This window comes from Paenarthrobacter sp. AB444 (assembly GCF_028736865.1).
GTDB lineage: Bacteria > Actinomycetota > Actinomycetes > Actinomycetales > Micrococcaceae > Arthrobacter > Arthrobacter nicotinovorans_B.
Window position 1 is genome coordinate 13,776 of record NZ_JAQZBY010000019.1, and the last position, 26,906, is coordinate 40,681.

Annotated in this window: 23 protein-coding genes and 1 pseudogene; 12 read left to right on the plus strand and 12 right to left on the minus strand. The window is 64.5% G+C overall.

Going from position 1 to position 26,906, the window contains the following annotated elements; translation table 11 throughout:
- The first annotated feature begins 1 nt into the window (after window position 1).
- The 5 genes from PQ627_RS18780 to PQ627_RS18800 are packed head-to-tail and all read left to right on the plus strand — an operon-like array spanning window position 2 to window position 5,378.
- Complete coding sequence (locus tag PQ627_RS18780) at window positions 2-1,009, plus strand: ABC transporter substrate-binding protein (protein WP_274262869.1); 1,008 nt, start codon at window positions 2-4, stop codon at window positions 1,007-1,009.
- Window positions 1,006-2,172, plus strand: coding sequence for an LLM class flavin-dependent oxidoreductase (locus tag PQ627_RS18785; protein WP_274262870.1), 1,167 nt, complete (start codon window positions 1,006-1,008; stop codon window positions 2,170-2,172). Before PQ627_RS18780 ends, PQ627_RS18785 begins: the two co-directional genes overlap by 4 nt.
- Entirely contained in the window at window positions 2,156-2,977 is an 822-nt protein-coding gene (locus PQ627_RS18790) for a DUF1684 domain-containing protein (protein ID WP_274262871.1), read from the plus strand. The genes PQ627_RS18785 and PQ627_RS18790 overlap by 17 nt, the downstream gene beginning before the upstream one ends.
- Window positions 2,974-4,026 (plus strand): LLM class flavin-dependent oxidoreductase, encoded by a 1,053-nt coding sequence (locus tag PQ627_RS18795; RefSeq protein WP_274262872.1) that lies wholly within the window; start codon window positions 2,974-2,976, stop codon window positions 4,024-4,026. Before PQ627_RS18790 ends, PQ627_RS18795 begins: the two co-directional genes overlap by 4 nt.
- 8 nt (window positions 4,027-4,034) lie before the next feature.
- A complete protein-coding gene (locus PQ627_RS18800; protein ID WP_274262873.1) occupies window positions 4,035-5,378 on the plus strand; it encodes an NtaA/DmoA family FMN-dependent monooxygenase in 1,344 nt (447 codons plus the stop codon).
- A 195-nt stretch (window positions 5,379-5,573) separates the two neighbouring features.
- Here PQ627_RS18800 and PQ627_RS18805 read toward each other — a convergent pair whose 3' ends face one another.
- The 3 genes and pseudogenes from PQ627_RS18805 to PQ627_RS18815 form a co-directional block, all read right to left on the minus strand.
- On the minus strand, window positions 5,574-6,779 hold the full coding sequence (locus PQ627_RS18805; RefSeq protein WP_400453844.1) for an FG-GAP repeat domain-containing protein: 1,206 nt from the start codon (window positions 6,777-6,779) through the stop codon (window positions 5,574-5,576).
- A gap of 72 nt (window positions 6,780-6,851) precedes the next feature.
- Window positions 6,852-7,292, minus strand: coding sequence for a GNAT family N-acetyltransferase (locus tag PQ627_RS18810; protein ID WP_274262875.1), 441 nt, complete (start codon window positions 7,290-7,292; stop codon window positions 6,852-6,854).
- A gap of 23 nt (window positions 7,293-7,315) precedes the next feature.
- Window positions 7,316-8,232, minus strand: a pseudogene (locus PQ627_RS18815) (helix-turn-helix transcriptional regulator).
- Window positions 8,233-8,348: 116 nt separating this feature from the next.
- Between PQ627_RS18815 and PQ627_RS18820 the strand changes: the two are divergent.
- Together PQ627_RS18820 and PQ627_RS18825 are read left to right on the plus strand one after the other, a co-directional pair.
- Window positions 8,349-9,236 carry an aldo/keto reductase gene (locus PQ627_RS18820; RefSeq protein WP_274262876.1) on the plus strand — a complete coding sequence of 296 codons (888 nt, stop codon included), beginning with the start codon at window positions 8,349-8,351 and terminating at the stop codon, window positions 9,234-9,236.
- A gap of 99 nt (window positions 9,237-9,335) precedes the next feature.
- Window positions 9,336-10,265, plus strand: a complete 930-nt coding sequence (locus PQ627_RS18825) for a threonine/serine dehydratase (protein WP_274262877.1) — start codon at window positions 9,336-9,338, stop codon at window positions 10,263-10,265.
- A gap of 88 nt (window positions 10,266-10,353) precedes the next feature.
- On the opposite strand, the gene PQ627_RS18830 is transcribed toward PQ627_RS18825, so the two are convergent.
- Window positions 10,354-11,337: an ABC transporter substrate-binding protein gene (locus tag PQ627_RS18830; protein ID WP_274262878.1), complete on the minus strand. Its 984-nt coding sequence runs from the start codon at window positions 11,335-11,337 to the stop codon at window positions 10,354-10,356.
- Between the two features lie 257 nt (window positions 11,338-11,594).
- Here PQ627_RS18830 and PQ627_RS18835 point away from each other — a divergent pair, with 257 nt between their 5' ends.
- A complete protein-coding gene (locus tag PQ627_RS18835; protein WP_274262879.1) occupies window positions 11,595-12,584 on the plus strand; it encodes an LLM class flavin-dependent oxidoreductase in 990 nt (329 codons plus the stop codon).
- A 106-nt stretch (window positions 12,585-12,690) separates the two neighbouring features.
- On the plus strand, window positions 12,691-15,327 hold the full coding sequence (locus PQ627_RS18840) for a trehalase-like domain-containing protein (protein ID WP_274262880.1): 2,637 nt from the start codon (window positions 12,691-12,693) through the stop codon (window positions 15,325-15,327).
- Between the two features lie 35 nt (window positions 15,328-15,362).
- Here the strand turns inward: PQ627_RS18840 and PQ627_RS18845 are convergent, their stop codons facing one another.
- Both PQ627_RS18845 and panD read right to left on the minus strand, forming a co-directional pair.
- The gene (locus tag PQ627_RS18845) at window positions 15,363-16,289 is read right to left on the minus strand and encodes an AEC family transporter (RefSeq protein ID WP_274262881.1); all 927 of its coding nucleotides are present in this window, start codon (window positions 16,287-16,289) and stop codon (window positions 15,363-15,365) included.
- Window positions 16,290-16,504: 215 nt separating this feature from the next.
- Entirely contained in the window at window positions 16,505-16,936 is a 432-nt protein-coding gene (panD, locus tag PQ627_RS18850; protein ID WP_186313571.1) for an aspartate 1-decarboxylase, read from the minus strand.
- A gap of 135 nt (window positions 16,937-17,071) precedes the next feature.
- Here panD and PQ627_RS18855 point away from each other — a divergent pair, with 135 nt between their 5' ends.
- Window positions 17,072-17,986: an AEC family transporter gene (locus PQ627_RS18855; protein ID WP_274262899.1), complete on the plus strand. Its 915-nt coding sequence runs from the start codon at window positions 17,072-17,074 to the stop codon at window positions 17,984-17,986.
- Window positions 17,987-18,086: 100 nt separating this feature from the next.
- Entirely contained in the window at window positions 18,087-18,365 is a 279-nt protein-coding gene (locus PQ627_RS18860) for a putative quinol monooxygenase (RefSeq protein ID WP_274262882.1), read from the plus strand.
- Here PQ627_RS18860 and PQ627_RS18865 read toward each other — a convergent pair.
- Genes PQ627_RS18865 through PQ627_RS18880 form a run of 4 tightly spaced genes read right to left on the minus strand, consistent with a single transcriptional unit; the run spans window position 18,344 to window position 23,386 of the window.
- Window positions 18,344-19,810, minus strand: a complete 1,467-nt coding sequence (locus PQ627_RS18865; protein WP_274262883.1) for a rhamnulokinase — start codon at window positions 19,808-19,810, stop codon at window positions 18,344-18,346. The two genes, PQ627_RS18860 and PQ627_RS18865, sit on opposite strands and share 22 nt — an antisense overlap.
- The gene (locus PQ627_RS18870) at window positions 19,807-21,843 is read right to left on the minus strand and encodes a bifunctional aldolase/short-chain dehydrogenase (RefSeq protein WP_274262884.1); all 2,037 of its coding nucleotides are present in this window, start codon (window positions 21,841-21,843) and stop codon (window positions 19,807-19,809) included. Before PQ627_RS18870 ends, PQ627_RS18865 begins: the two co-directional genes overlap by 4 nt.
- Before the next feature lie 5 nt (window positions 21,844-21,848).
- A complete protein-coding gene (rhaI, locus tag PQ627_RS18875) occupies window positions 21,849-23,015 on the minus strand; it encodes an L-rhamnose isomerase (protein ID WP_274262885.1) in 1,167 nt (388 codons plus the stop codon).
- On the minus strand, window positions 23,012-23,386 hold the full coding sequence (locus tag PQ627_RS18880) for an L-rhamnose mutarotase (protein WP_274262886.1): 375 nt from the start codon (window positions 23,384-23,386) through the stop codon (window positions 23,012-23,014). Before PQ627_RS18880 ends, rhaI begins: the two co-directional genes overlap by 4 nt.
- A 133-nt stretch (window positions 23,387-23,519) precedes the next feature.
- On the opposite strand from PQ627_RS18880, the gene PQ627_RS18885 reads away from it, so the two are divergent.
- Window positions 23,520-24,548, plus strand: a complete 1,029-nt coding sequence (locus PQ627_RS18885) for a LacI family DNA-binding transcriptional regulator (RefSeq protein WP_274262887.1) — start codon at window positions 23,520-23,522, stop codon at window positions 24,546-24,548.
- A 51-nt stretch (window positions 24,549-24,599) separates the two neighbouring features.
- Here PQ627_RS18885 and PQ627_RS18890 read toward each other — a convergent pair whose 3' ends face one another.
- Together PQ627_RS18890 and PQ627_RS18895 are read right to left on the minus strand one after the other, a co-directional pair.
- Window positions 24,600-25,565: a LysR family transcriptional regulator gene (locus tag PQ627_RS18890; protein ID WP_274262888.1), complete on the minus strand. Its 966-nt coding sequence runs from the start codon at window positions 25,563-25,565 to the stop codon at window positions 24,600-24,602.
- 25 nt (window positions 25,566-25,590) lie between these two features.
- Complete coding sequence (locus tag PQ627_RS18895; RefSeq protein WP_274262889.1) at window positions 25,591-26,871, minus strand: amidohydrolase; 1,281 nt, start codon at window positions 26,869-26,871, stop codon at window positions 25,591-25,593.
- Window positions 26,872-26,906 lie beyond the last annotated feature (35 nt).

The following is a 26,906-nucleotide window of genomic DNA, read 5'->3' on the forward strand; positions in this document are numbered from 1 at the left end:
CATGCTTCGCACCACCCGTTCCACCTCCGCCGTCCGTCCCGCCAAAACCAAGCTTCTGGCACTCGCGGTGCTGCCCGCCGTCGTCCTTCCTGTCCTGGCCGGTTGCGCCGACCCTGGGGCGTCGGCAGCCAAGCCGGAATCCGAAGCCGCTAAGAACGGCATCGTCTACAACACCTCCGTGGACCAGAACCGCATCCGCAGCGAAAAGGATGCAACTGCCGCTGCAGCCGTCCCTGCCGCCATCGCCAAGGACGGCAAGCTGACCGTTGCCACCACCGCCGGTTCCATCCCGCTGTCCTTCCACGCCACGGACGACAAGACCCCGATCGGCGTCGAGGTGGACATCGCCCAGCTGGTGGCCGACAAACTCGGCCTTGACCTGGACCTGCAGGTGACCTCGTGGGAGAACTGGCCGCTGAAGACCCAGTCCGGCGACTTCGAGGCTGTGTTCTCCAACGTGGGCATCAACGCAGCCCGCGTGAAACTGTTCGACTTCTCCACCTACCGCGCAGCCTTCATGGGCTTCGAAGCGAAGAAGAGCTCCAACTACGACATCAAGGGCTCCGACGACATCTCGGGCCTCAAGATTTCCGTGGGCTCGGGCACCAACCAGGAAAAGATCCTGCTCGCCTGGAACAAGGAGCTCGAAGCGAAGGGCAAGGCACCGGCCACGCTGCAGTACTACTCCTCCGACGCCGACACCATCCTGGCGCTCTCCTCGGGCCGAACCGACCTGAACCTCGCTCCGTACCCGTCCGTGACCTACCGCGAGAACACCCGTGACGACCTCAAGGTAGTTGGCAAGGTCAACGCCGGCTGGCCGTCCGAGACCTTGGTGGCAGCAACCACGCTCAAGGGCAACGGCCTGGCCCCGGCCATCACCGACGCCTTGAACTCCACCATCAAGGACGGCTCCTACGCCAAGGTCCTGGAACGCTGGGGCCTTTCCGAAGAAGCCGTCCCCGAATCCAAGACCGTCACCGAAGCAACCTTTGGAACAGGCAAATGAAATTCCAGGTCCTGGATATCATTCCCCACCTGAAGAATCCGGTCACGGGGGAGATCGTCTCCACCGCTGACCGGCTCAACCAGGTGGTGGAGACTGCCCGCCGTGCCGAGCAACTCGGTTTCGACAGCTTCTCCGTGGGGGAGCGGCACGCCGGCGAGTTCGTCTCGTCCTCGCCGACGACGGTCCTCGCCGCCATCGCGGCGGTCACCAGCCGCATCCGCCTCCAGACCGGGGTCACCGTGCTCTCCGTCCTGGATCCGGTGCGCGTGGCCGAGGATTACGCAACGATCGACCAACTCAGCCGTGGCCGCCTCGAACTGGTGATCGGCAAGGGCAACGAGGTATTGCAGTATCCGCTCTTCGGCCTGTCACTGGATGACCAGTGGGACCTCCTGGCCGAGAAATACGCGCTGCTCCGGACCCTGTGGCGCAAGGAAAGTGTCACCTGGTCCGGCCGCTTCCGGCCCGCCCTCACCGAACCAACGACGACGACGCCGCGCCCCTTCGCGGGTTCGCCGCGGATTTGGCACGGCTCGGCTACAACCCTGACGTCCGCTGCGCTCGCCGCCAAGTGGGGCGATCCGCTGTTCACAGCCAACGCCATCCAGCCCCGGGAAAACTACAAGGTCCTGATCGACCACTACCGCGAAGAGTACGAACGCCACGGCCATGATCCGCGGCACCAGTACCTTGGCTCGGGCAGCGGGGCAGGCGGGGTATTCATCGCGGACACCACGCAGGAGGCCATCCGCCAGTACGGTCCCGTCTATGAGGGCCTGACCGCCGGCCGCAACGTCCCCGGCAACAACTCGCCCTTCCGGGACATCGAACACGCGGTTGCCGAGGGGCCCGCACTGGTGGGAAGCCCGGAGCAGGTCATCGACAAGATCCTCAGCTACCACTCGCTGTACAACCACGATCTCCAGTCGATCTCCCTGCCCACCACGTTGCCGTTCGAGCAGCAGCTGGAAATCCTGGAGCGGTTTGCCCTGGAAGTCATCCCGGCCGTCCGTACGTCCGCCCCCACCACACTGTGGGAGTCCGGGGACCCCTTTGCCGGCCGCCCGGAGTTTGCCGGGGCCACCGAACCGGACGCAGCAGCAGCCGTCACCGCCGACCACGCCTTGAACAGGAGCGACACCGCACATGTCTACGCACACTGAAACCGCGCTCGAAGCCTTCGACGAGGAATGGCAGGAGTGGCACGCAGCCCACGAACGTCACCGCGCCCACCCGCACGGCTTCCTGGCCGTCACCCACCTTCACTGGCTGACCGCTGAGCCGACCCGGCTGGAAGGTGCGCCGGGAACCTGGAGCGCGGCAGACGACGTCGTACGTGTTGATCTTGAGGCGGGCGAAAGCCTGCTGCAGGACGGAGTTGAGCTCAGCGGCAGCGTTGGGCTCGGGCCGATCGCGGAACGCGGCGGCATCAACCTCGTATCCGGGGACACCGTGATCGAGGTGGCCAAGCGTGGCGGCGAGTACATCGTGCGCCCGAGGAACCCGGAGAACGCGTTGCTCCAGGACTACCAGGGCACACCCGCGTACACCCCCAATGCGGCGTTTGCCGTGGCTGGGACCTTTGTCCCGTTCGAGGCGCCGCGTGAGACCACCGTGGGTGCGGCCGTCGAGGGCATCCAGCATGTCTATGAAGCCCCGGGTGAAATCCGTTTCAAGCTTGCCGGGCAGGAGCTGGCGCTGACCGCGTTCAACGGGTACGCACCGGGGTCCTTGTCCGTGCTGTTCACGGACCAGACTTCCGGAAAGACCACGTACGCCGCGAACCGGTCGCTGTCCGTGACACCCGCCGCTGATGGCACCGTGACGCTGGACTTCAACCGCGCGGTCAACCTGCCGTGCGCCTACACGGACCTCGCCACCTGCCCGCTGCCGCCTGCCGAAAACCGGCTGCCCGTGGCCATCGAAGCCGGCGAAAAGATTCCCTACGAACGTCAGGACCAGAAGTGAGCATCTCCCATACCCCAGGATTCCTGGCCATCGAACTGGATGGGGCCGGATACCAGGACCTCGCCGGGGCTGTCCTCGCCGCGGAATCCGCCGGCTTCCATGTAGCCACGTTCCAGGACGCACCCCAAGCAGGACGAGCGAATGCCCTGCAGCGCGCCGCGTTCGCCGGCCCGATCACCCGGACCCTCGCCGTCGTGCCGGAAGTGGACACTGTCTATACGGAGCCCTTCCACATCTCCACGCAGCTCGCCAGCCTGGATTACGTTTCCGGGGGCCGTGCCGGGTGGATCGTAACCGCGGACGAGTCACCTGAGGCGGCTGCCGCCGTCGGACGCTCCTTTGTCTCCGGTGAGGCACTCGCACAGGAAGCCGCGGCCTCCATCGAGGTGGGCCGGCGTTTGTGGGATTCCTGGGAGGACGACGCCGTCATCCGCGATGTGGCCACGGGCCGCTACCTGGACGTCGACAAGCTCCACTACGCCGATTTCGAAACCCCTGCCGATTTCGCAGGCACCCCGTATTCGGTAAAGGGACCGTCCATCATTCCAAGGCCGCTGCAGGGGCAGCTGCCCGTACTTGCCGCCGCGTCCTTGGTGGGCGACGGCCTGGTGCCGGCTGAGGCCGTCGACGCTGTTCTGGTCTCGGCGCCCACACCCGAGCTGCTGAACGCCGAGATCCGGGACGTCCGTGCAAGGCTGGGCGGTTCGGTGGCCGTTGTTGCCGAGCTCGACGTCGTGCTGGACGCCCGCGGGCAGGCTGCGGAAGCGCGCGTAGCCTCTTTGCCGGACAGCGGACGGGCACGTTATGCCGGACCGGCTGCGGGACTCGTCGAGCTGCTGGACGTCTTGCTGGGCGAAGCCGATGGCATCCGTCTCCACCCCGCTGCCGTGGACGTGGATCTTGAGGAGCTTTCCCGTCTTGTCCTTCCCGAGCTGCGGCGCAGTGGTTCGCTGCGCGGACCTATCCAGGATGGAACCTTCCGCGATCTGCTGGGCCTTGGGCCGGCGCAGAACCGCTACGCCACCGCCGCCTCCGGAACAGGAAAGTAAGGACCACCATGACACGCGATATTTTCCAGCCGAGCGGCCAGATCCAGTTCGGCATCTTCTTCCAGGGCGTCAACTCAGGCACTGTCTGGAAGGCAGCGGAATCGGGTTCGCAGACAGACTTCGAATCCTTCCGCCGGATCGTACAGACCGCTGAGCGCGGCAAGTTTGCTGCGTTCTTCCTGGGCGAAGGGCTGCGGCTTCGTGAACATTTGGGGCGTCCACATGCCCTGGATGTCGCCGGACGGCCCGATGCCCAGACCATGCTCGCCGCCCTCGCATCGGTGACGAAGAACATCGGCCTGGTAGCCACCCAAAACACCACCTACAACGATCCGGCGGACCTGGCACACCGTTTGTCCTCGCTCGACCTGATCTCCGGCGGCCGGGCGGCATGGAACGTGGTGACCACGGACAATGCGTGGACCGGGGCCAACTTCCGCCGCGGCGGCTACCTGGACCATGCCGACCGCTACAAGCATGCGGAAGCTTTTGTCGACACGGCAAAGCGCATCTGGGACTCGTGGGAGACGGCGTCCGGACCCGCCCGGCCTGTGCTCCACGAAGGCCAGCACTACACCGTTGACGTGACTCCCCGCCTGCCGCGCAGCGCCCAGTACCGTCCTGTGCTCTTCCAGGCCGGCGACTCACCCGAGGGTCGTGACTTCGCTGCCCGGCAAGCGGACGTTATCTTCTCCGCACACCCCAAGTTCGATGATGCCGTGGAGTTCCGCCGCGACATCGTTGCCCGTTCGGTGGCAGCAGGCCGCGGTGCCAACGCCGTACAGATCATGCCTGCCAGCGAGTTCATCCTCGCGGCCACTCCGGAGGAGGCGGAGGAAAAGAAGGCCTGGGTGCGCAGCCTGCAGATCGGGCCCCAGCAAGCCATCGCGTACCTGGAGCAGTTCTGGGGCCGTGAACTTTCCTCCTACGATCCCGATGGCCCGCTTCCGGATATCGATCCCGTAGTGGAAGAAACGTCGGAGACGCGCGGCAGCGGATTCCACGGCGCCAAGGCCCGCCAGCTTGCCGATCAGTGGCGTGCGGAGGCCAAGGACAAGGGGCTCTCCATCCGCCAGTTCGTCACGTCGAAAACGGCGCGCATCGACTCCACGTTCACCGGCTCCTACTCGGCGGTGGCCGACCACCTTGCCGAGTACGCCCGCGTGGGTGCTGTGGACGGGTTCAACATCTCGCCCTGGCTGATCCCCACCGGCCTGGACGACATCGTGAACCACCTGGTGCCCGAGCTCCAAGAACGCGGTGTGTATCCCACGGAGTACCGGGGCACGACACTGCGGGAAAACCTGGGCTTGGAAACCCCGGTTCGCTCCGAAGAGTCGGTCCAGGTCTGATGAAGCTGGAAAATTCTGCTGGATCATCGCTCCCGGACGGGAACGAAACCCCGGAATCACGGGGGGTGTTTCCCATGCTCCTGGCGATGATCCAGCAGAATTTCACGGCTGGCCCGGTGGATGAGGAACGCGGAACCGTTGCACTGCAGCTCACGGTGTTGGGGCAGCCGCTCTAGCTCGTCCCTTCGATGCGGGCTACAGCAATTCCCGGAAGACGTTCCAGCCATTGCCGACTGGCCCGTACGGTCCATACAGACTCGTGGTGGCTGCGCCTGTGGAGTACAGCACAAGGTCGCCGTTCTGGTTGATGGCCACAAGGTTGTTGTACCTCTGATGGGCGAAACTGCCCAGGCCGGACACATCCAGGAAAGTGTTCCAGCCGCCGCCCATGAAAGCCGGAACGCCCCATCCTCCTTGACCGTCGGTGGGGTACAGCTGAAGGCCGCCGTTGTGGTCCCGGCCGAAGATCTCCACTGTGCCGTCGCCGTTCATGTCGCCGCTGGTGATGATCTTGTTCATGACCTGCCAGCCCCAACCCACCTTGGCGGGTGCGAGCCAGCCGCCCTCGCCGTCACCTGGGTAGAGGTAGAGATCGCCGGAGGGTGTGCGGGCCAGGACGTCATTGCTGCCATCGCCGTTGAAGTCCCCGGGACCCACTATCGAATCGAAGATGTTCCATCCCGAGCCGACCTGCCGGGTGGGCAGCCAGCCGCCCTCGCCGTCGCCGGGGTAGAGGAACAGTTGGCCGGCGGAGTTCCGGGCAAGGAGGTCATTGAACCCGTCGCCGTCGAAATCACCGGGTGAGAAAACGATGTTGAACATGTTCCACCCCGCGCCAACCTGCCGGGGCTCGTCCCATGAGCCCCAGTACGCTGGGCAGGGTCCCTCGCAGGAGCCCTTGTAGTACGTGTAGGTCCGCGGGTACAGGATGAGCCTGCCGTCATGGGTCCGTGCCAGGGGTTCGAAGTTGCCGCGCCCTGTCCAGCCCATGGCGCGGGAAGAAGCCTTGATGGCAGTCGTCTCAGGGCTGAGCTGGGTGCCGGTGGGACAGCCGGGTTCCCCGGGAGTCAAAGGATGGACCCGCACGGAGATGCGGCTGCCCAGGTCCTCAGGCAAGATCCGCAAGGTTTCGCCCTGCCGCTCCTGGGGGAGTGTTTCGCCGTCCCGCAGCCACTCCAAGGAGATGCCGTCGCCGGAGCCGTCAGGATTTTTGCAGCCCCAGTAGTCGTAGTTGTACTGGCGGCGCATTTCGGAACCGACATACGGAACCCCGTCGATATACGGAGTGGGCTGGTAGTCGGCCGTGGCTGGTCCGGCAGCCAGGAGGCCGGACGCCAAGAGACCAGCTGTCAATGCGATGGTACCTGCGTGCCTTGAAGTGCGCGCTCGAAAGAACCCCATTTTTCCCCCCGGAAAGTGTCGCGTCGAAGCCGCGTGGTGTGCCGAGGTTACCGCATTCCGGTGCAGGTGTGGTCAGCTGTTGCCCGGGGCCACCATGAAGACGTCGACTGCGTCCTCGGATTCGAGCGTGAAGCCGTGCCGCTCGTACAGGCGACGGGCAGGGCTACCTTGCAGCACATCTAGCCGGAAGGGCCGCTCGTCCACCGATGCAGCCATGACATGCCGCAGCACTGCCCCGCCCAGTCCCTTGCCCTGATGGGCCGGCGCAATGAAGAAATGTTCTATCCAGCGCGCGTCCGGTTCAGGCCTGACAGCAATGACCCCGGCGTCGACGCCATCCGAATGGATGATGTACGTGTGCTCGGGCTGGAAGGCGTTGAGGAATCGCTCGCGAACACGGACCGGGTCAAAGCGTTCAAGGCGCTCCAGATCGGGCCGCATCACCACGGCGCGGAGTTCGGCGATCCAAGCGGCGTCGGTGGCTGCGGCGGGGCGCAGGACGAAGTCAGGCATGGATCAAGCCTAGGTGCTCCGGCTCAGCCCTTTTCTTCTACGGATGCCTGCGCCGCGTCACGTTGTTGCGCCGCGTCACGTTGTTGCGCCGCGTCCCGTTGTGTAGCGACCCAACTGGCGAGCACCTTCAGCGCGTCCTCGGACGGTGTTCCCGGATCTGCGGTGTACACGTTGATCCGCAGGCCAGGATCGGCCGCGAGCTCCAGCGCCTCGAAGCTCAGGTCCAAGTCGCCGACAACCGGATGGTGGAGGTGCTTCCGGCCCGTCCGGTGGTGTTTCACGTCGTGACGGGCCCGCTGATGCGGAATTCTTCGCTGCGGGTGGAGAGTTCTCCAATGAGGTCCGTCAGGTCCCGGTCATAGGGGTTCTTCCCGGCAGTCGAGCGCAACACAGCCACGATGTCGTCCGCGCTGCGCTCCCAATCAGCGAAGAACTGCCGGGCCTTCGGATTCAGGAAGGTGAAGCGGGCGCTGTTTGGCGGCTTGGTCTCCTCGGCCATCAGGTCCATATACAGCGCCGCGCCCAGTTCATTGGAGGCCAAGACATCACCGCGGTCGTTGCGGACCCAGGCCGGCGCCGTCGTGATTGCATCGACGACGCGCTGAACGCTTGGGCGGACCGTGCGGGGGCTTCGCTTGCGGCGGACCCGTGGGGCGGCGCCAGCCGCGCGGGCGAGGTCGAAAAGGTGGGCTGTTTCGGCGTCGTCAAGCTGTAAAGCTCGGCCAAGCGACTCAAGGACGCTGTCCGACGCGCCGGAGAGATTGCCCCGCTCCAGCCTGATGTAGTAGTCGATGCTCATCCCGGCAAGCATCGCCACTTCTTCCCGGCGGAGCCCGGCAACGCGGCGGTTCCCGCCGTAGGCAGGCAGGCCGGCGGCCTCGGGCGTGATCCGCGCCCGGCGCGAGGTCAGGAACTTTCGCACGTCGTCACTGTGGGTCATGCCTGCAACGCTACGCTGCCCGGGTTCCGCGAGGGAGGGACTGCCGTTACTTGGGAACGCAAAGAGGTAATGGTGTGCACTCCCAGGCGTGCGTTGCCGTGAATAGCGTGGAGGGCATGAACAGTGAACTGACTCTCAACAATGGCGTGACCATGCCGGCGCTCGGCTTGGGCGTTTTCCAAAGCGCCCCGGAAGAAACGACGGCGGCAGTTCAGGCCGCGCTCGCGGCCGGCTACCGGCATATCGACACGGCGGCGGCCTACGGGAATGAACGGGAGGTCGGTGACGGAATCCGTGCTTCAGGCCTGGACCGCTCGGATGTCTTCATCGAGACGAAGGTCTGGGTCAGCGACTATGGCTACGACCAAACGCTGCATGCCTGGGACAAGGCCGTGGGCAAGCTTGGCGTGGAGTACCTTGACCTGTTGATCCTGCACCAGCCGGCTCCGGACCGTTTCGACCAGACAATCGCCGCCTATAAGGCGCTGGAAAAGTTGTTGTCCGAGGCTCGTGTCCGGGCGATCGGGGTCAGCAACTTCATGCCTCACCATCTCAAGGAATTGCTCGCTTCCACCGACGTTGTGCCGGCAGTGAACCAGATCGAGCTTCACCCTTACTTCACGCAGCCGGAGGTCCAGGCCGCCGACGCTGAGAACGGAATCCTCACCCAGGCGTGGTCGCCGATCGGCGGGATCACCTTCTACCCCGGCTGGGGCGAAGAGCGGCAGAACGTAATGGCGGACCCAGCGATCGCTGCCATCGCACAGGCCCACGGGAAGACGCCGGCGCAGGTCATGATCCGCTGGCACCTTCAGCAGGGCCGCTCGGCCATCCCGAAGTCCACCAACCAGGCCCGGATTGCAGAGAACTTCGACGTCTTCGATTTCGAACTCAGCAGCAGCGAGCTGGAGGCCATCGACGCGTTGGACCGTGGAGTGCGGAACGGGCCGGATCCTGATGTTGCCCGGCCTGAGCGCTTCGCCATGGTGATACCGGAGGCGTGATGATTCCTTCAGGACGCAGGGTACGAGCTGTCCTTGAAGGAGTGCGCGTGCCCGGGAATACCCGCCAACCATAGGATGAACCTGACGAAAGGGGCATCCATGGTCACACGCGAAGAAGTGGAAGCTGCATACTCCCGGACGAGCGGCTGGGTTCGGCACACTCCCATGGCGGAGAGTGGCAACGGTGAGCCATACCATCTGTGGTTCAAATGCGAATACATGCAGCACACGGGATCCTTCAAGGCCCGCGGCGCCTTCAACCGACTGCTCACCGCAAAGGAGCGCGGTGAGCTCGACCCTGATGTGGGGATTGTGGTGGCCTCCGGAGGCAACGCGGGACTGGCCAACGCCTATGCTGCGGCCAAGCTTGGCGTCCCGGCAACTGTTTTCGTACCGGAATCCGCTCCGGCGAACAAGGTCCACAAGCTGTACGCCATCGGGGCCACCGTGGTCCAGGGCGGTGCAGAGTACGCCGAGGCCTACGCGGCTGCCGTCACTTTCGCCGAGGAGAAGGGCGCCGTCTACTGCCACGCCTACGACCAGCCTGAAATCGTGGCAGGCGCCGGTGGCGTTGGGCTTGAGCTCCTGGATGAACTGCCCGACGTCGATACCATCCTGGTCGCTGTTGGCGGCGGTGGGTTGATGGGCGGCATTGCCGCGGCCGCGGAAGGCCGGGCACATGTTGTTGCTGTTGAACCGGAAACGGTTCCCACTCTGCACACTGCCTTGGCGCAAGGAGAACCGGTGGATGTCGCCGTTTCCGGCATTGCCGCTGATTCCCTGGGTGCCCGCCGGGTGGGGGAGATCGGTTTTGGCGTTGCCCGCCGCACGGGTGTGGAGAGTGTGCTTGTGACGGACCACGACATTGTTGAAGCCCGGCGTGCCCTATGGGAGAAGCACCGGATCCTGGTGGAACACGGTGCCGCGGCAGCGTATGCGGCGCTGCTCTCGGGCGCGTACGCCCCGCGCGATGGTGAGACGGTCGCCGTCGTACTGTGCGGGGCGAACACGGACCCATCACAGCTCTGATACCCAACCAGGGGACAGCAAACGCTCCAATGACGAGTCATTGGGGCGTTTGCTGTCCCCCAGTTGGGTGAGCTCCTTGGGTGGGGCGCTACTTCTTGGGCAGGCCCGGCGGGTTCAGCTCTGATGCGGGGATGGCCTCGGACGAGAGCCCCCAGCGGTCCAGGATCTTGCCGTAGTTGCCGTCCTTGATGAGGTTGTTGAGGGCGGCCTGGGCTGCGACAGCCAAGCCGTTGCCCTTCTGGGTAGTGAACGCGATTTCTGCCTTCAGCGGCCAGCCACCCTCAAGGGTGCCTACCTGCTTGGTCTTGCCGTCCTTCGCGGCCTTGTAGGCGGCGGAAGCGTTGGGCCCGAACGACAGGTCCGCACGACCGGACTGGAGGGCGAGCTGGGAGGCGGAGTCGTCGTCGTAATACTGGAACTCGACCGGCTTCAAGCCGTTCTTCTTGTTCTCCTCATCCCAGCGCACCAGGATGGCTTCCTGGTTGGTGCCCGAACCGACGATGATGCGCTTGCCGGCAACGTCCTTGGGTTCCTTCACCGTGGAGATGTCCGAATCGGCCTTGGCGTAGAAGCCCAGGAGGTCGTTGCGGTAGGTGGCGAAGTCGAACTTCTCCTTGCGCGCCTCGGTCACGGTGACGTTGGAGAGGACGGCCTCGTATTTGCCGGACTCCACGCCCAGCGGCCAGTCGGCCCAAGCAACCGGCAGTACTTCCACCTGCAGCCCCAGGCTCTCACCGACGGCGTAGGCAATGTCCACTTCGCTGCCGATCAGGGTCTTGTTGTCAGTGGCGAAGGTGCTCAGCGGGGGAGTTCCGCCCGTGGTCACCACGGTCAGTTTGCCGTCGGCCTTGATGGCAGCGGGAACCAGGGCGGCTGCCGCCGGGTCCACCGAGACCTTGATGCGGTCCTGCTGCGGGGTGAGGTTGAACTGCTTGGTTGCGCTGATTGAAGCGTTCGACGCCGGGGCTGACGCGGCTGCCGTTGCTCCCGGATCCGAGCATGCCGCCAGCCCCAGCAGGGCGGCGGCGGCGAGCGCCGCAGTGACGCCGGAAGCGGCTGTAATTCGTGCCATTGGTTCTCCTTTGAAGGCTCTGATGCGAGGTCTTGGCTGCAACTATCCGGGTCGGCCGGGAGGGCGGTCAAAGCAGCCCGAAACGCTGGGATACAAGGGTTCACGGCACTTAACAAGGCGTCCAACAGGGTCACAAAAGCGGCCCGGAACCACCACGCGACGCAACTCACAGAAATAAGCCGGGGGCCGCCGTCGTTGTCGCTTAAGTGCCCGGCAAGCAGAAGAGGGCACCGCGAAACGTACCGAAAGGCTTCCCCGTGACTGTTCCTCTTTCCATCCTCGACCTGGCAACCATCGGGAAGGGCCAGACGGTGGCGGAAAGCCTCGCGGGCAGTGTGGCCATGGCGCAGAAGGCTGAAGAACTGGGCTACCGCCGGGTTTGGTACGCCGAGCACCACAACATGTCCGCCATCGCGTCCTCGGCCACGAGCGTGCTGATCGCCCACGTGGCCGCGCATACCAAGACCATCCGCCTCGGTGCCGGCGGCGTCATGCTGCCCAACCATTCGCCGCTTACCATCGCGGAGCAGTTCGGCACCCTGGAAACGCTGCACCCGGGCCGCATCGACCTCGGTCTGGGACGTGCCCCGGGCAGCGACCAAAACACCATGCGTGCCCTGCGGCGCGACCACACATCCTCTGACCGGTTCCCGCAGGACGTCCTCGAACTCCAGGGCTACCTCACCGGTCCCACCCGCATCCAGGGTGTTGAAGCGACGCCGGGCAAGGGCACCAACGTGCCGCTCTACATTCTTGGGTCCTCGCTGTTCGGCGCGCAGTTGGCCGCCCAACTGGGCCTGCCGTACGCCTTCGCTTCACACTTTGCCCCTGCCGCGCTCCAGGACGCCGTGGCCATTTACCGCCGCGAGTTCAAGCCCTCGGAGCAGCTGGCTGAGCCGCATGTGATCGCCGGGGTCAACGTGACGGCGGCAGACAGTAATGCCGGGGCCCAGGCCATCCACCTGGCGGTGAAGCGTGCACGTGTCTCGCTGTTCTTCGGCGGCGGGCGCGAGTTCACCGACGACGAAGCGGACATGGTGCTCGATTCCCCGCAGGGCCAGCACATCGCCCAGATGATGAAGTTCTCCGCCGTCGGCACCAAGGACGTGGTCCGCGACTACCTTGATGAATTCGCCGCGTTCTCCGACGCCGACGAATTGATCGTGGCACACCAGAGCGTCGGCACGGAGGAGCGGTTGCGGTCCGTTGAGCTGCTGGCCGACGTCGCCGGACTCGTGCCGGCATAAGCCCGGATAAATCCAAGGAAAGACTTTACTCGTTTGCAATAAACGAGGTAGGCAAGCGAAACCCATCGGGCGGAAACTTTAGCTATCCGCTTCGGAAGGATTCGCTATGCCTGCGCCTTTAAACCAGACAGTCGCCGATTCAGCATTGCTGATGAAGTCACTCCCTCTTGGCCTGCTGAGAACGGTTCTTCAGTCCGACGCGGAGAATGGGATCACGCCGGAGTTGTTCGCGGAGCTCCGTATCCTGTCGCGGGTCCCCGGCCTTCTGGTCGCCTGCAATTACGGCGGAACGCTCTGCTCGGCCGAAGGCGTCTCCACCGAAACCTTGCCCTTGGACAGTGCGGCCGTTGCCCTCCGTGCACTTGCGGCCCTCCCCAACACGCACGCCGCCATCATTTCCGGCAGGTCCTTGCGCGACTTGGCGGCGGTATCCCGTCTGCCGGCCGAGGTTCATTTGGTGGGCTCACATGGTGTCGAGTTCGACATGGGCTACGCGTATACGCTCTCCCTCGCGACGGAACAGCTGCTCCAGCAGGTGACTACTGCCCTTACCGAAGCCGTGGGTTTCGAGAAAGGCATCAGCGTTGTCCGGAAACCGGTAGGGGTGGGTGTGCACACGCGTCCCGCGACGCCGGAAGTCGTGGAAAGAGCAACGTTCGCGGCGCAGAAGATCGCCATCGAGTTCGGGATGTATTTCATCGTGGACGGGTCCGTCCTGGATCTTACGGTGGAGGAGCCCGCCAAGGGCCAGGCGCTGGAACAGTTGCGCGCGCGGTTGGGCGTCAGCGCCGCCCTTTACGCCGGCGATGCCGAAAGCGACGAGAAGGCGCTCGCTACCCTGCGCGGCCCCGACCTTGGATTGCACGTGGGGCCAGGGAGCACGACGGCGGGACACACCATTCCGGACCCGGAAGCCTTTGCGCGCGTGCTGGCTTTGTTGTTCGAACTCCGGCGCGCATGGCTGTTCGGCGAGGACGCCGTGGGCCTGGAACGGCACTCGATGATCGGCAATGGATCATCCACGGCTCTCCTCACACCGGATGCCAAGGTCTGCTGGATGAGCCACCCCTTGCCCGATTCGGGTTCATTGTTCGCCCATATCCTGGGCGGCGACCCTGCAGGACACTTCAGCATCGAACCGGTGAAGCCCTCGCCGGTGCTGGCGCAGCGTTACGTGGACAACACCATGATTGTTGAGACCCGTTGGACTGACGTCACTGTCACCGATTACCTGGAACCTGCTCCGGAGGGCATCACCAGCCTGGTCCGCGTCCTGTCCGGGACCGGTTCGGCGCGCGTGGTTTTTGCGCCCCGGCCCGACTACGCCAACGCCCCGTTCAGCATGGAGATCCGCGGCGAAGAAGTGCACATCCTCGGCACCTCGGACCCCATCATCCTGGCGGCCCCCGGGGTTGCCTTCACCATCACCAGCGACGGCCGCTTCGCAACTGCCACCGCGGAAGTCGCGCTCGGTGACGGACCCATTGTCCTGAACATGCGCTGCGGTGATACCGAGCCGCCACCCGCAGACCCGGACGGAGAGCCGATGAGGCGTGCCGCCGTCGGACGTGACATGCGCGAGTGGGTCAGGACGCTGCAACTGCCCACCATGAAACCGTCGCTGGTCCGCCGGTCTGCCCTGGTGCTGAAATCGCTGGTTCACGAGCCGACCGGCGCTGTCCTGGCCGCCCCAACGACGTCGTTGCCGGAGGGAATCGGCGGGACGCGCAACTGGGATTACCGCTACTGTTGGCTGCGTGACGGGTCCATGACGGTCAACGCGCTGGTGTCGTTGGGGTCCACCAACGAGGCGCACGGTTTCCTGGATTGGCTGGGCCGGATCCTGGAGAACGCGCCCGGGCCTGAATGGTTGCACCCGCTGTATTCGGTCACCGGCGCGCCCCTGTCCACAGAAGCGATCGTGGAGAGCCTGCCCGGTTATGCCGGTTCGCGTCCCGTGCGCATTGGAAACGCCGCTGACCACCAGGTCCAGTTGGATGTGTTCGGACCTATCGCCGAGTTGATTGGCGATCTTGCCGAACGGCAGGACTTCCTGCCCGACGAGCATTGGTTCCTGATGGAGCAGATGGCCCATGCCGTCATGGCGCGTTGGCATGAGCCCGACCACGGCATCTGGGAGGCCCGGCGCGCGCCACGGCACCACGTCTACACCAAGACGATGTGTTGGGTGACGCTGGACCGTGCCGTGAAAACTGCGGTGAAGCACGGCCGGGTCCCCCACGCTGACTGGGCCCCTGAGGCAGCCATTATCCGCGATGAGGTTCTTCGCGAGGGCTGGGACGAGTCGGCCCGGTCCTACACCGTGGCCTACGACAGCCCTGACCTTGACGCCGCCGTCCTGCACATCGGCCTCTCGGGGCTCCTGGATGTCCAGGACCAACGGTTCCTGGATACGGTCACCGCTGTAGAGCGGGAGCTGCGGGTGGGGCCAACCGTTTTCCGGTACAGGTACGACGACGGCCTGCCGGGTTTGGAGGGCGGCTTCCACATTTGCACCACCTGGCTGATCGAGGCCTACTTGGCCGTGGGGCGTTTGGATGACGCGCTTGAGTTGTTCAACCAACTGGTGGCTTTGTTCGGCCCAACCGGGTTGCTGCCCGAAGAGTACGATCCCGCGACCGAAACCCACCTGGGCAACCACCCGCAGGCGTACTCACACCTTGGTTTCATCCGTTGCGCCCAGCTCCTGGACCACTATCTGGCCTCCGCCGACGTCGAATAGCCCGCCTTGGCACCCCTAGTTGGGTAGAGGGGGCGTCAGGTGAGCAGCAACGCCACTGCGATCATCGCCGGGACGGCCACGATCGTGGTGATCAGCACGGTGTCCTTGGCCACGGTGATTCCGGCCTGGTAACGGTTGGCCGCGACGAACACGTTCTGGGCCGTGGGCAGGGCTGCCGTGGCTACCGCGGCGAACAGTGCGTGCCCGTCCATTCCCAAGGCAAACCTGGCGAAGAGGTACGCGACCAGCGGATGCACCACGAGTTTGAAGCCGCTGGCCAGCAGGGTGTCGAGCCGGCGTCCGGAGGACTTCTGCAAGGGCCGTGAACCGTTCAGGCTCATGCCGAACGCCATCAGCATCGCCGGAATCGCGGCCCCGCCAATGAGATGGATGGGTTCGAGAATAAGGGTGGGCAGCTGGAAGCCGGTACCTGCGACCAAGAGTCCCAGCGCAGAGCCTACGATCATCGGGTTCTTGACGATCATCAGTATGAAGCGCAGGGGAGTGGTGCGGTGCGAACTGGTGCTGGCGTCCAGGGCCATGAGGTACATCGGGGTGAAGAACGCCAGTTGGAAGATCAGCAGCGGCGCTACGTAACTGGCGTCGCCGAGGACAAACACGGCAATGGGAATGCCGAGGTTCGCAGAGTTTGCCAGGGACGCACTCATGGAGGACATGAGGGCTTCGGGCATGGAGCGATTGAGCCAGAACTTCACCAGCAGGAAGAACAACAGCCCCGTCATCACGGCTCCCACGGCCGTGACCAGGAGCGGTGCGGCGAAGACGTCGTGCAGCTTCGCTTTGCTCAGGGTCTCGAACAGCAGCGCCGGGCTGGCCACGAAGAACGTCAGCGAGCTCAGGACTGATCGCGCATTCTCTCCCAGGATGTTGCGCCGCCCGACGAACATGCCCACCAGGATGATGGCCCACACCACGAAGAACCCCGACAGGACGCCGATCATGACAGCGTGCGGGCGGGTTTTCGTTGGTTCACGAACTACAGCCTAGCCAGAACTCCTGCCTGAGTAAGCGTTTTCAGGTACACATTCCGCCATGTGGACCCGGAGTTCTTGTACATCTCACGAGCCTAAGGGGGCCTTCTAAGGGCGGTAGCTGTACAAAAACGACGACGTCGGCACTCAGGTGAGTGCCGACGTCGAGCGTTGTTGCTGAAAACTTAGCTGAGGTGCGCCGCGTTGCTCAGTGCGTGGGGCGGGCGCATGAGGCCGGGTGTGTGGGCTTCGGCGGGGTCATTGCCGAGCTGCACGATCTTGTTGTCCTTGCCCACGTGGACCACCTTGGGCTCGTAGGCCCGCGCCTCTTCGGTGGTCATCTCCGCGTACGTGATGAGGATGACCGTGTCGCCGACATGAACCATGTGGGCGGCAGCGCCGTTGATTCCAATCACGCCGGAACCGCGCTCACCGGCGATGGTGTACGTCTCCAGCCGGGCACCGTTGGTGACATCCACGATGGAGACAAGCTCACCGGGAAGGATGTCGGCCGCGTCCAGGAGGTCCAGGTCGACAGTGACTGAGCCGACGTAGTGAAGATCGGCGTGGGTCACCGTTGCGCGGTGGATCTTGGACTTGAACATTGTGCGGATCATAGTGGCACCAGTTTAGCGCGGGACCCTCGTCCGGCGCTGTGACGTAGCAGACGTTCGGGCCTTTGCGCTGGTGAAAACGGTTACTATCGCTAGGGTCGGAACAGCCTTAACTGAAGGATAAGAAGCTTGGACGGAGTGCTGAAGGGCTTCTTTGTAGTAGGCGTGGTCCTGCTGGTGGGCTACATTCTGGGCAAGACAAATGCCCTGGGGCCGCAGGGGAGCAAAGTGCTTTCGACCCTCACCTTCATGGTGGGCCTGCCAAGCCTTATGTTCTCCACCATTGCGTCCCGTCACATCTCCGACATCCTGAGTCCAACCGGCCTGATCTCTGTGGTTACTGCCTCTGCCGTGATGTTGGTCTTCGCCGTTTGTGGTGCCGTTTTTCGTTGGGGAGTCAGGCGGACCACCATTGGCGCCCTGGCCACCGGGATTGTGAATTCCACCAACTTGGGCGTTCCCTTGTCCCTCTACATCCTGGGCAGCACCACCTACGTTGTTCCCATCATGCTCTTCCAGCTGGCCTTGGTGACACCGATCGCGCTCACCATCCTGGATCTGACCAACCCCACTGCCACGAAAGTATCCGTGTGGCGCATCCTTGCCACGCCCTTCCGTAATCCTGTGACGGTTGCCGCCATCCTCGGCGTGCTGGTGAGCGCCCTCGGACTGGAACTGCCGGACTGGACCCTTGACCCCTTGAAGCTGGTGGCGCAACTCGCGGTGCCGCTCATGCTGATCATCTTCGGCATGTCACTGCATGGACTCTCCGCCGGGCAGGGGACAGGGGACCGCGCCCCAACTAGCCTGGCCATCGTTCTGAAGTCCGTGATCCAACCGGCGATGGCATGGGTGCTGGCGGTGTTTGTGTTCCGGCTGGATTCCTTCAGCACCTTCGTGGTCACAGCCTGCGCGATCCTGCCTACCGGCCAGAATGTGGTGCTCTATGCGCTCAGGTACGGCGTGGGGCAGAAGATCGCCCAGTCGACGGCGGTGGTCACGTCCATGTTGGCGGTGCCGCTGCTGCTGGGCGCGGCGTGGGTGATGGGGTGAGGCGGCCGCGACGGGCCCGAATCGCGAAGTCGCGGCAAACACGCCAGAACCCCTGGAAAGCTCCGGCGACCACGCACGTTTCCCGCGAACAGGAGGAATCATGACCGAAGTACAACTCACTGGGCAACTCGTATGCCAGGACCTTGATGAGGTGGCGGTCGTCGTCGAACATCTGGCCCGCCACATCGAATTGACGCTCGCCGAACCCGGCTGCGTCTCCTTCCAAGTGAACGCAACCGAGAACCCCTGGGTGTGGCAGGTCGATGAATTGTTCGACGACGCCGCATCATTCCGAGCACATCAAGACCGTGTCGCTGCCAGCGAATGGGGCCGGGCCACGGCCGGCATCCAGCGCCGCTATACGGTGACGGGACTCTGACGACCACTCTCGTACCGCGCCAGATCTGTACCGGCCGCCACGAGCGCCCGAAGCTCAGCCAAGCCCCCGTCCACCACTCCGGCAGCCCGCGCCTGAACCAGGACATTGCCCAGGGCAGTAGCCTCCACAGGGCCGGCCACCACAGGCTTTCCCGTGGCGTTGGCCGTGAGCTGGCACAGAAGCTTGTTCTGTGACCCGCCGCCCACGATGTGCACCACCGACGTCTCGCGGCCGGTGAGCCGTTCGGCGTCGTCCAGTGTCCGGGCGTAAGCAGAGGCGAGGCTGTCCAGGATGCACCGCACGACGGCGGCGGGCCGGTCAGCGAGCACGTCACCGTTGTGCCGCGCGGCTGCGCGGATGCGTTCGGGCATGTTGTCCGGCGCCGTGAACGCGGGATCGTCAGCGTTGATCTGCGGCCCACCTGGGGGGAGCGCAGCGGCGGCGTCGAGCAGGGCAGGCAGTGATTGGCTGAAGCCCTGGGCTGCCCAGGTGCGTTGGCATTCGCTGAGCAACCAGAGTCCACCGACGTTGCGCAGGTACCGGATTGTCCCGTCGACGCCGCGTTCGTTGGTGAAGTTGGCTGTGCGGCTGGCTTCGCTGAGCACGGGCTCGGGAAGTTCCACGCCCACCAGCGACCACGTGCCCGAGGAGATGTAGGCAAAGTCCTGTGCAGACGCAGGAACAGCAGCGACGGCAGATGCTGTGTCGTGCGAACCGACGGCAACCACTTCGGTGTCCGCGGGAAGCCCCGTACGCTCCACGATCGCAGGCAGGAGCGCACCCACGGATTCCCCAGGCTGGATCAGTGGCGGGAAAATGTTCCGGGGCAGGCCCAGGGTGTCCAGGAAATCCGTGGCCCATTCACCGGCTACGGCATCCAACAAACCTGTAGTGGACGCATTGGTGGCTTCGGTCCGGCGCTCGCCGGTAAGCATGTAAGCGATCAGGTCCGGGATGAGAAGGGCCTGCACACCTTCAAGCGAACGTTCGGCAGCCAGCTGGTACACCGTGTTGAACTGCAGGAACTGCAATCCCGTGGTCGCGTAGAGCTTCTCCGGCGGGATGAGCGAATGCACGCGAGCCACAGCCGAATGGGACCGCTCGTCGCGGTAGCTGAAGGGCACTGAGACCAACGTTCCCGCGGAATCCACAAGCCCGTAATCCACAGCCCATGTATCGATGCCAATGCTTGCGATCCGCTCCCCGCGTGCAGCGGCAACGGAAGCTGCCGCCGCCAGGCCCTCGAGAACCTCAGCGAAGAGGACGTCGAAGTCCCAGTGGAGGCCGCCGTTGAGCTCTATGACCCCATTGGGAAAGCGGTGGATCGTCTCGAGGGAAACGCCTGTGGAGGGAGATACGCGGCCTAGCATGACGCGGCCGGAGGAGGCCCCGATGTCGACGGCGGCGAAGACACCGCCGTCGACATCACCAAGGTCGGCACTCACCGCAGGAAGGCTGCCGCGACGCCGGCGTCCACGGGGATGTGGAGGCCGGTGGTGTGGGAGAGTTCGTTGCTGGTGAGCACGGCGGCTGCGTTGGCTACGTGTTCGGGGAGGACTTCGCGTTTGAGGAGCGTGCGTTGGGCGTAGTACTTGCCCAGTTCTTGTTCGTCCACCCCGTACACGGCTGCGCGTTTGGCGCCCCAGCCGCCGGCGAAGATCCCGGAGCCGCGGACCACGCCGTCGGGGTTAATGCCGTTGACGCGGATGCCGTGATCGCCCAGTTCCGCGGCCAGCAGCCGGACTTGGTGGGCTTGGTCGGCTTTGGTGGCGGAGTAGGCGATGTTGTTCGGGCCGGCGAACACGGAGTTCTTGGAGGAGATGTAGATGATGTCTCCGCCCAAGCCCTGGTCGATCATCACCTTCGCCGCGGCTTTGGACACCAGGAACGAGCCCTTGGCCATGACGTTGTGCTGGAGGTCCCAGTCTTTCTCGGTGGTTTCCAGCAGCGGCTTGGAGATGGACAGACCGGCGTTGTTGACCACCAGGTCCAGGCCACCGAACGCGAGCACGGCCTCTTGGATCGCGGCGGCGATTTGGGCTTCGTTGGTCACGTCGGCCTGGACACCGATGGCGACGTCGGGCCCGCCCAGTTCCGCGGCGACGGCTTGGGCGTTCTCAAGGTTCAGGTCGGCAATGACGACGCACGCGCCGTCGGACGCCAGCCGGGTGGCGATCGCCTTGCCGATGCCCGACGCCGCACCGGTCACCAGCGCGATGCGGGTCGCGTGGGACTTGGGCTTGGGCATCCGGGCGAGCTTGGCCTCTTCCAGGGCCCAGTATTCGATGCGGAACTTCTCGGATTCCTCGATCGGGGCGTAGGTGGAGATCGCCTCGGCGCCGCGCATCACGTTGATCGCGTTGAGGTAAAACTCACCGGCCACGCGGGCGGTCTGCTTGTCCTTGCCGAAGGAGAACATACCCACGCCCGGGATGAGCACGATGGCCGGGTCCGCGCCACGCAGCGCGGGTGAATCTGCGTCGGCATGGCGGTCGTAGTACGCCTGGTAGTCCTGCCGGTATTCGGCGTGAAGCTCCTTCAGCCGGGCCACCGAGTCTTCGATGGACGCGTCCGCGGGCAGGTCGAGGATGAGAGGCTTGACCTTGGTACGGAGGAAGTGGTCCGGGCAAGAGGTGCCGAGCGCACCAAGGCGCGGGTGCTCGGTCGCGGCGAGGAAGTCAAGGACGACGGCGTCATCGCTGAAGTGCCCCAGCTGCGGTTTGTCGGTGGAGGCCAGGCCGCGGATCACCGGGGCCAACGCTGCTGCCTTGGCCCTGCGCTCAGTTTCGGGGAGGGCGCCGTAGCCCGGCAGGGCAGGGCCGAAGGGCTGTTCCTTGCCGTTCTCCTTGATGTAGGTTTCGGCGGTGTCGATGATCCAGAGGGAGTTGGCCTCGGCCTCCTCGCTCGTGGCACCCCAGGCCGTGATGCCGTGCCCGCCCAGGATGGTGCCGATGGCTTGCGTGTTGGCTTCCTTGATCGCGGCGATGTCCAAGCCGAGCTGGAAACCGGGACGACGCCACGGAACCCACACCACCTTGTCACCGAAAATCTTGGACGTGAGCGCTTCGCCGTCCACCGCCGTCGCGATCGCGATACCCGAGTCCGGGTGCAGGTGGTCAACGTGCGCGGCGTCAACGAGTCCGTGCATGGCGGTATCGATCGACGGCGCCGCGCCGCCCTTGCCGTGCAGGCAGTAATCGAACGCGGCCACCATCTCGTCTTCGCGCTCGACGCCGGGGTAAACGGACTTGAGCGCCTGGAGCCGGTCGAGCCGGAGGACTGCGAGGTTTTCGGCCTTCAGGGTGCCGAGGTCGCCGCCGGATCCCTTGACCCAGAGGAGCTCGACGTCCTGGCCGGTGACCGGGTCCTTTTCGGTGCCCTTCGCGGAAGTGTTGCCGCCGGCGAAGTTGGTGTTCCGCTTGTCCGCGCCGAGGCGGTTGGAACGGGAAATCAGCTCTTCAACAGTCTTGTTGCTCATAGGAATTACGCGCCCCATCCGGCTTGCTGGCCGCCTGCGCGGTCCTCGTTGATCTTCTTCTGGTAACCGCTGGCCTTGTAGGCAGCGATCGGGTCGGCGGGCAGGCCGCGGGATTCACGCCACTCGGCCAGGACCGGGCGGACATCGGTGTAGAAGGCATCGTTGAAAATGCCGTTCGCGGCCAGGACATCCCCGGCACGCTGGGCCTCGTTCAATGCAGCCGTGTCCACCAACAGGGCACGGGCCGTCATTTCCTGAACGTTGAGCACCGAGCGGATCTGGCCCGGGATCTTCTCCTCCAGGTTGTGGCACTGGTCCAGCATCAACGCGACGCCGGAGTCCGTCCCGAAGCCGCCGCCGCGGATGACCTCGTGCATGATGCGGAACAACTGGAACGGATCAGCCGCGCCGACGATCAGGTCGTCATCGGCGTAGAAGCGGGAGTTGAAGTCGAACGACCCCAGCTTGCCCAGCCGCAGGAGTTGCATCACGATGAACTCGATGTTCGTGCCCGGGGCGTGGTGGCCGGTGTCCAGGCACACAAACGCCTTCTCACCCAAGGCCAGTGTCTGCGCATAAGATGTTCCCCAGTCCGGAACATCGGTGTGGTAGAAAGCAGGCTCGAAGAACTTGTACTCCAACACCAGGCGCTGCTCGTCACCCAGGGCCGCGTATATTTCCTGCAGGCTTTCCCCGAGCCGGTCCTGCCGGCCGCGCATGTCGTCCTGGCCCGGGTAGTTGGTGCCGTCGGCCAACCAGATCTTCAGATCCCGGGACCCTGTGGCGTGCATGATCCCGATGCACTCCAGGTGGTGCTCGATCGCGCGGCGGCGGATCGAGCGGTTGGACGAAGTCAGGGAACCGAACTTGTACTCGTCATCCTGGAACGTGTTGGAGTTGATGGTGCCCAAACCAACCCCGAGCCCTTCGGCATACGTACGCAGGGCGGAGTAGTCATCCACCCTGTCCCACGGGATGTGCAGCGCAACAGTAGGTGCGAGCCCCGTGAGCTCGTGAACCTTCGCGGCGTCGGCGATCTTTTCCTGGACGGTGCGAGGCGTACCCGGGGTGCCGAAGACCTTGAACCGGGTCCCCGAATTCCCGTAGGCCCAGGACGGCACTTCAATGGCCAATTCTCCCAAGCGGCCCAGGGCCGATTCTGTGGTGTTCATGCGTGTTCCTTCTGATGGGTAGGGGCGTCGCCGGCTTCAGAAGCCGAAGCCAGTTGGTCTTCCAGGTTGAAAACTTCCTCGACGATTTCGAAGCCCTCGTCCGGGGGGACATTGCTGTCGGCGAAGAGGCTGGCCATCCCGGCCTGCCAGCGTGCGTTGACGTCGGTGAGAGCCATGCGGGCCTGTGCGGCCTCGTAGTCTTCGCACTCCACGTAGCCGATGAGTTGGCCGTCCGGCGCCAGGAAAAGGGAGTAGTTGTTCCACCCCGAATCTTTCAGGGCGCGGAGCATCTCGGGCCATACGGCCGCGTGGCGTCGCTTGTACTCGTCCATCAACTCCGGCTGGACGGAGGAGCGGAAACATACCCTCATGCGGATCTCCGGGTCACTCGTCTTTGAATCGTTTCATTTGTTACGATTCAAATTACCCCCGGGCAAACGAGGGTGTCAAGACGTTACTGACCCTTTGACTTGAGTCGGTGAGAAGCCAGCGAGAACGGAACGCATGTCCCAAACAGCCAGCATCAAGGACGTTGCCACACACGCCAACGTTGCCGTGGGCACAGTCTCGAACGTGCTGAATTATCCGGACAGGGTTTCCGCCAAGACCAAAGAGCGCGTCCTCAAATCGATCGCAGAGCTGGGTTTTGTGCGCAATGACGCCGCCCGCCAACTTCGCGCCGGCCAAAGCCGCACCATTGGCCTGGTGGTCCTGGATGTCGGCAACCCCTTCTTTTCCTCAGTAGCCCGCGCGGCCGAAGACGCCGCCACCGCGCTGGGGAGCGTTGTGCTGGTAGGGGACAGTGGGCAGGACGCCTCACGGGAAGCGCACTACATGGATCTTTTCCAGGAGCAGCGCGTGCAAGGGTTGCTCCTGTCTCCCGTGGGCGACGTCGCCGATCGGATTGACAACCTTCGTGAACGCGGCGTGCCGACTGTCCTGGTGGACCAGCTTGCTGACACGGAACGCTGCAGCTCAGTTTCCGTCGATGATGAGGAAGGCGGCTATCTGGCGGCCAAACACCTGCTGGACATCGGCCGCCGTCGTCTGGTTTTCGTCGGAAGTCCCGCGATCCGCCAGGTGGCGCATCGCCTCAAAGGCGCGCAGCGGGCAGTGGCAGAGGTGCAAGGTGCGTCCATCGAAGTACTCGACTCTGCCGGGCAAACGGTGCTGGCCGGGCGTCAGGTGGGCAACAATCTTGTGGAGCGTGCACCGGAGGAACGTCCGGATGCTGTCTTCTGCTCCAATGACCTGCTTGCGCTTGGAGTCATGCAGTCCCTGACCATGCTGCGCAGCGTCCGCATCCCTGAGGACATTGCCCTGATCGGGTACGACGACATCGATTTCGCAACCTCCGCCGTCGTTCCTTTGTCCTCCATCCGCCAGCCGACCGAGGCACTGGGCCGGACCGCCGTCGAGCTCCTCGCGGAAGAGCAGGAAAGCAACGGAACCAAGCACCGCGCCGTCGTCTTCACCCCCGAACTCGTGGTGCGCCAAAGCACCGCCCCCGCCACCCAACTAGGGGACAAATAACGTTCCACTGACGGCTCAGAGCGACGTTATCTGTCCCTTAGTTGGGTGGGATTACGACGCGCGGAGCCGGGCCAGGTACTCCACCGGCACCATCGCCTCGGGCTGCTTCGTCTGACGGAACAGGCCAGGAGTGGCGGCGGCCAGCCGGTCCGCTGAGCGGCCAAGGCACTGGATGACACTGCTGATGGAGATGCCCGCCTCCGTCTTCTGCCGCAGTGCAGAGATATGCCTCCGGGCCGTACAGCCGCGGATGCCCGTGGCTACGATCCCCTCCGTGGGGACGTGGTCAAGCGCGGGAACCAAGGCGACACCGAGCCCGGACCTGACCATGCTGCGGATGGCATCGTAATTGTTGCTGCGCACGCTGATACGGGGAGCGAACCCGCTTCCTGCGCATAGATGCCGGAGGCATGCGTCGCCCGACGACTCTTCCTTGGTGGACACCCAGTTCTCCCCAGCGAGATCCTGCATCGTGATGTCGTCCGTTCCCGCCAAGCGGTGGCCCTCCGGAAGCAGCAGCACCAACTCCTCGGCCAGCAGGGGGACGGACACCACATTGGCCGGCCACTTTTGCGGGACGAGGTCGTAGTGGAACACCACGGCCACATCCAGTGTCGAATCCCGGACCATGGCCGCAAGTTCCACGGGTCCGCTCTCCTCCAGTTCCACTGAGGAGTTCGGGTGCCTGCGGAGGTAGGAGGCCAACCCTCCCGGCAGGAGCCTTTGGCTGGCCGTGCTGAAGCTGCCCAGCCGCATGAGGCCGTAGTCGCCCTTGCTGAAGCCCTTCATGTCGTCTTCGAGTGCGCCCAGGGCGTTGATGATGTCGTGGGCGCGTGCGGCAAGGAACTTGGCAGCCTCCGTTGGGCGGATGCTCTGGGCGTCGCGCTCAACCAGCGGCGCCTGCACGGCCCGCTCCAACGCCGCCACCTGCTGCGAGACGGCCGAGCCCGTGTAGCCGATTTCGCGCGCGGCGTCGGCGAAAGAGCCCGTACGAAGGACCACAGAGAGGGTGCGCAAATGAACTGGATTTAGCATGGCCTTGCTACTTCTGCGTGGGTGGAGTGAGCAGCTGTTCGACATCAACGGCGCCGCCGGCGGTTTCAAAATCCAGCTGCACCTGTTCCCGGAGCCGGGCGTCGGCGAGGTAGTCGGCAATCGTCAGGGCCAATCCGACGGCGCCATCCACAACTGCGGCGTCGCCCACGGGGCTGATGGAGTGCTGGCCGAACTCCTCCGTGTGCATCACGGCAGTTTCGCGGGAAATGCTCACTGTGGGATGGATCGACGGGACTCGCAGGCTGACGTTGCCCAGATCGGTGGACCAGCCACCGCCCACCAGCTCATTCTCCAATGTGATCCTTCGGCCCCGCGCGGACATATGCCCGTGGTACCGGGCCGCCAATGCGTTGTTGCTGCGGACGGGAAGATAGGCGGGGAATGGGTCCCAGTTGGTTTCGAGGCGGGTGCCTGTCATCAGTGCCGCACCTTCCAGGATGTCCTGCACTTTCTGCGAGATGTCCACCAGACCTGCCGGGTCCAGGGAGCGGATTTCGACGACGGCGCGCGCCACGTGGGGGACAACGTTCACCGCCGTGCCGCCTTCCGTGATGAGGCAGTGCAGGCGATCCGTGGCAGGGATGTGTTGGCGCAGGGCGGCGATCCCCTGGTACGCGGCCACCACGGCGTCGAGGGCGTTGCGCCCCATGTGCGGTGCCGACGACGCGTGGGCGGCCACCCCGTGGAAGGTTACTTCCACGTCGCGGACGGCAAGTGATGCAAAGGACGCAACCTCATATTCCCCGGTGAAGGGATGCAGCATCACGACGGCGTCGATGTCGTCGAAGGCGCCTGCCCTGGCCAGGAGTTCCTTGCCGTTTCCGTTCTCTTCTGCAGGCGTGCCGATCAGCACAACCGAGCCGCCCAGCTCTTCAACATGCGCGGCGACTCCGAGGAACGCCCCTACGGCCGCGGCGCAGATGACGTTGTGCCCGCATCCGTGGCCCACCCCCGGAAGGGCATCGTATTCGGCAAGCACGGCCACCTTCGGGGAGCCCGAGCCTGCTTCGGCACGCAGCGAAGTGCGCAGGCCATACCTTCCCACCTGGACCGGATAGCCCCTGTAGCGAAGGAATTCGGCGGCGAAGGCTACGGAGAGCCGTTCCTCGAAGCCGACTTCCGCGATGCCGTGAATTCCGTGGCTGAGTTCCTGGAGGTCCGGGGTGAGGTCATCGATGGTGGCGGTGATGTTCCTGGCAAGTGAGTCCGGGGCACCGAGGATGCCGGTCAGGGCCAAGGGGGACGGGGGCGTATCCACGGGGTTCACGTGGCGTCCTTTCGGGGGAGGTAGGCCGGCCAAGC

Excerpts from the sequence above, each read along its gene's own strand:
- PQ627_RS18830 (WP_274262878.1), bottom strand. The coding sequence starts at position 11,337 with ATGGCACGAATTACAGCCGCTTCCGGCGTCACTGCGGCGCTCGCCGCC.
- PQ627_RS18885 (WP_274262887.1), top strand. The coding sequence starts at position 23,520 with ATGTCCCAAACAGCCAGCATCAAGGACGTTGCCACACACGCCAACGTT.
- panD (WP_186313571.1), bottom strand. The coding sequence starts at position 16,936 with ATGATCCGCACAATGTTCAAGTCCAAGATCCACCGCGCAACGGTGACC.
- PQ627_RS18800 (WP_274262873.1), top strand. The coding sequence starts at position 4,035 with ATGACACGCGATATTTTCCAGCCGAGCGGCCAGATCCAGTTCGGCATC.
- PQ627_RS18820 (WP_274262876.1), top strand. The coding sequence starts at position 8,349 with ATGAACAGTGAACTGACTCTCAACAATGGCGTGACCATGCCGGCGCTC.
- PQ627_RS18860 (WP_274262882.1), top strand. The coding sequence starts at position 18,087 with ATGACCGAAGTACAACTCACTGGGCAACTCGTATGCCAGGACCTTGAT.
- PQ627_RS18790 (WP_274262871.1), top strand. The coding sequence starts at position 2,156 with ATGTCTACGCACACTGAAACCGCGCTCGAAGCCTTCGACGAGGAATGG.
- PQ627_RS18825 (WP_274262877.1), top strand. The coding sequence starts at position 9,336 with ATGGTCACACGCGAAGAAGTGGAAGCTGCATACTCCCGGACGAGCGGC.
- PQ627_RS18810 (WP_274262875.1), bottom strand. The coding sequence starts at position 7,292 with ATGCCTGACTTCGTCCTGCGCCCCGCCGCAGCCACCGACGCCGCTTGG.
- PQ627_RS18780 (WP_274262869.1), top strand. The coding sequence starts at position 2 with ATGCTTCGCACCACCCGTTCCACCTCCGCCGTCCGTCCCGCCAAAACC.
- PQ627_RS18805 (WP_400453844.1), bottom strand. The coding sequence starts at position 6,779 with ATGGGGTTCTTTCGAGCGCGCACTTCAAGGCACGCAGGTACCATCGCA.
- PQ627_RS18785 (WP_274262870.1), top strand. The coding sequence starts at position 1,006 with ATGAAATTCCAGGTCCTGGATATCATTCCCCACCTGAAGAATCCGGTC.
- rhaI (WP_274262885.1), bottom strand. The coding sequence starts at position 23,015 with ATGAACACCACAGAATCGGCCCTGGGCCGCTTGGGAGAATTGGCCATT.
- PQ627_RS18845 (WP_274262881.1), bottom strand. The coding sequence starts at position 16,289 with ATGATCGGCGTCCTGTCGGGGTTCTTCGTGGTGTGGGCCATCATCCTG.
- PQ627_RS18840 (WP_274262880.1), top strand. The coding sequence starts at position 12,691 with ATGCCTGCGCCTTTAAACCAGACAGTCGCCGATTCAGCATTGCTGATG.
- PQ627_RS18880 (WP_274262886.1), bottom strand. The coding sequence starts at position 23,386 with ATGAGGGTATGTTTCCGCTCCTCCGTCCAGCCGGAGTTGATGGACGAG.
- PQ627_RS18870 (WP_274262884.1), bottom strand. The coding sequence starts at position 21,843 with ATGAGCAACAAGACTGTTGAAGAGCTGATTTCCCGTTCCAACCGCCTC.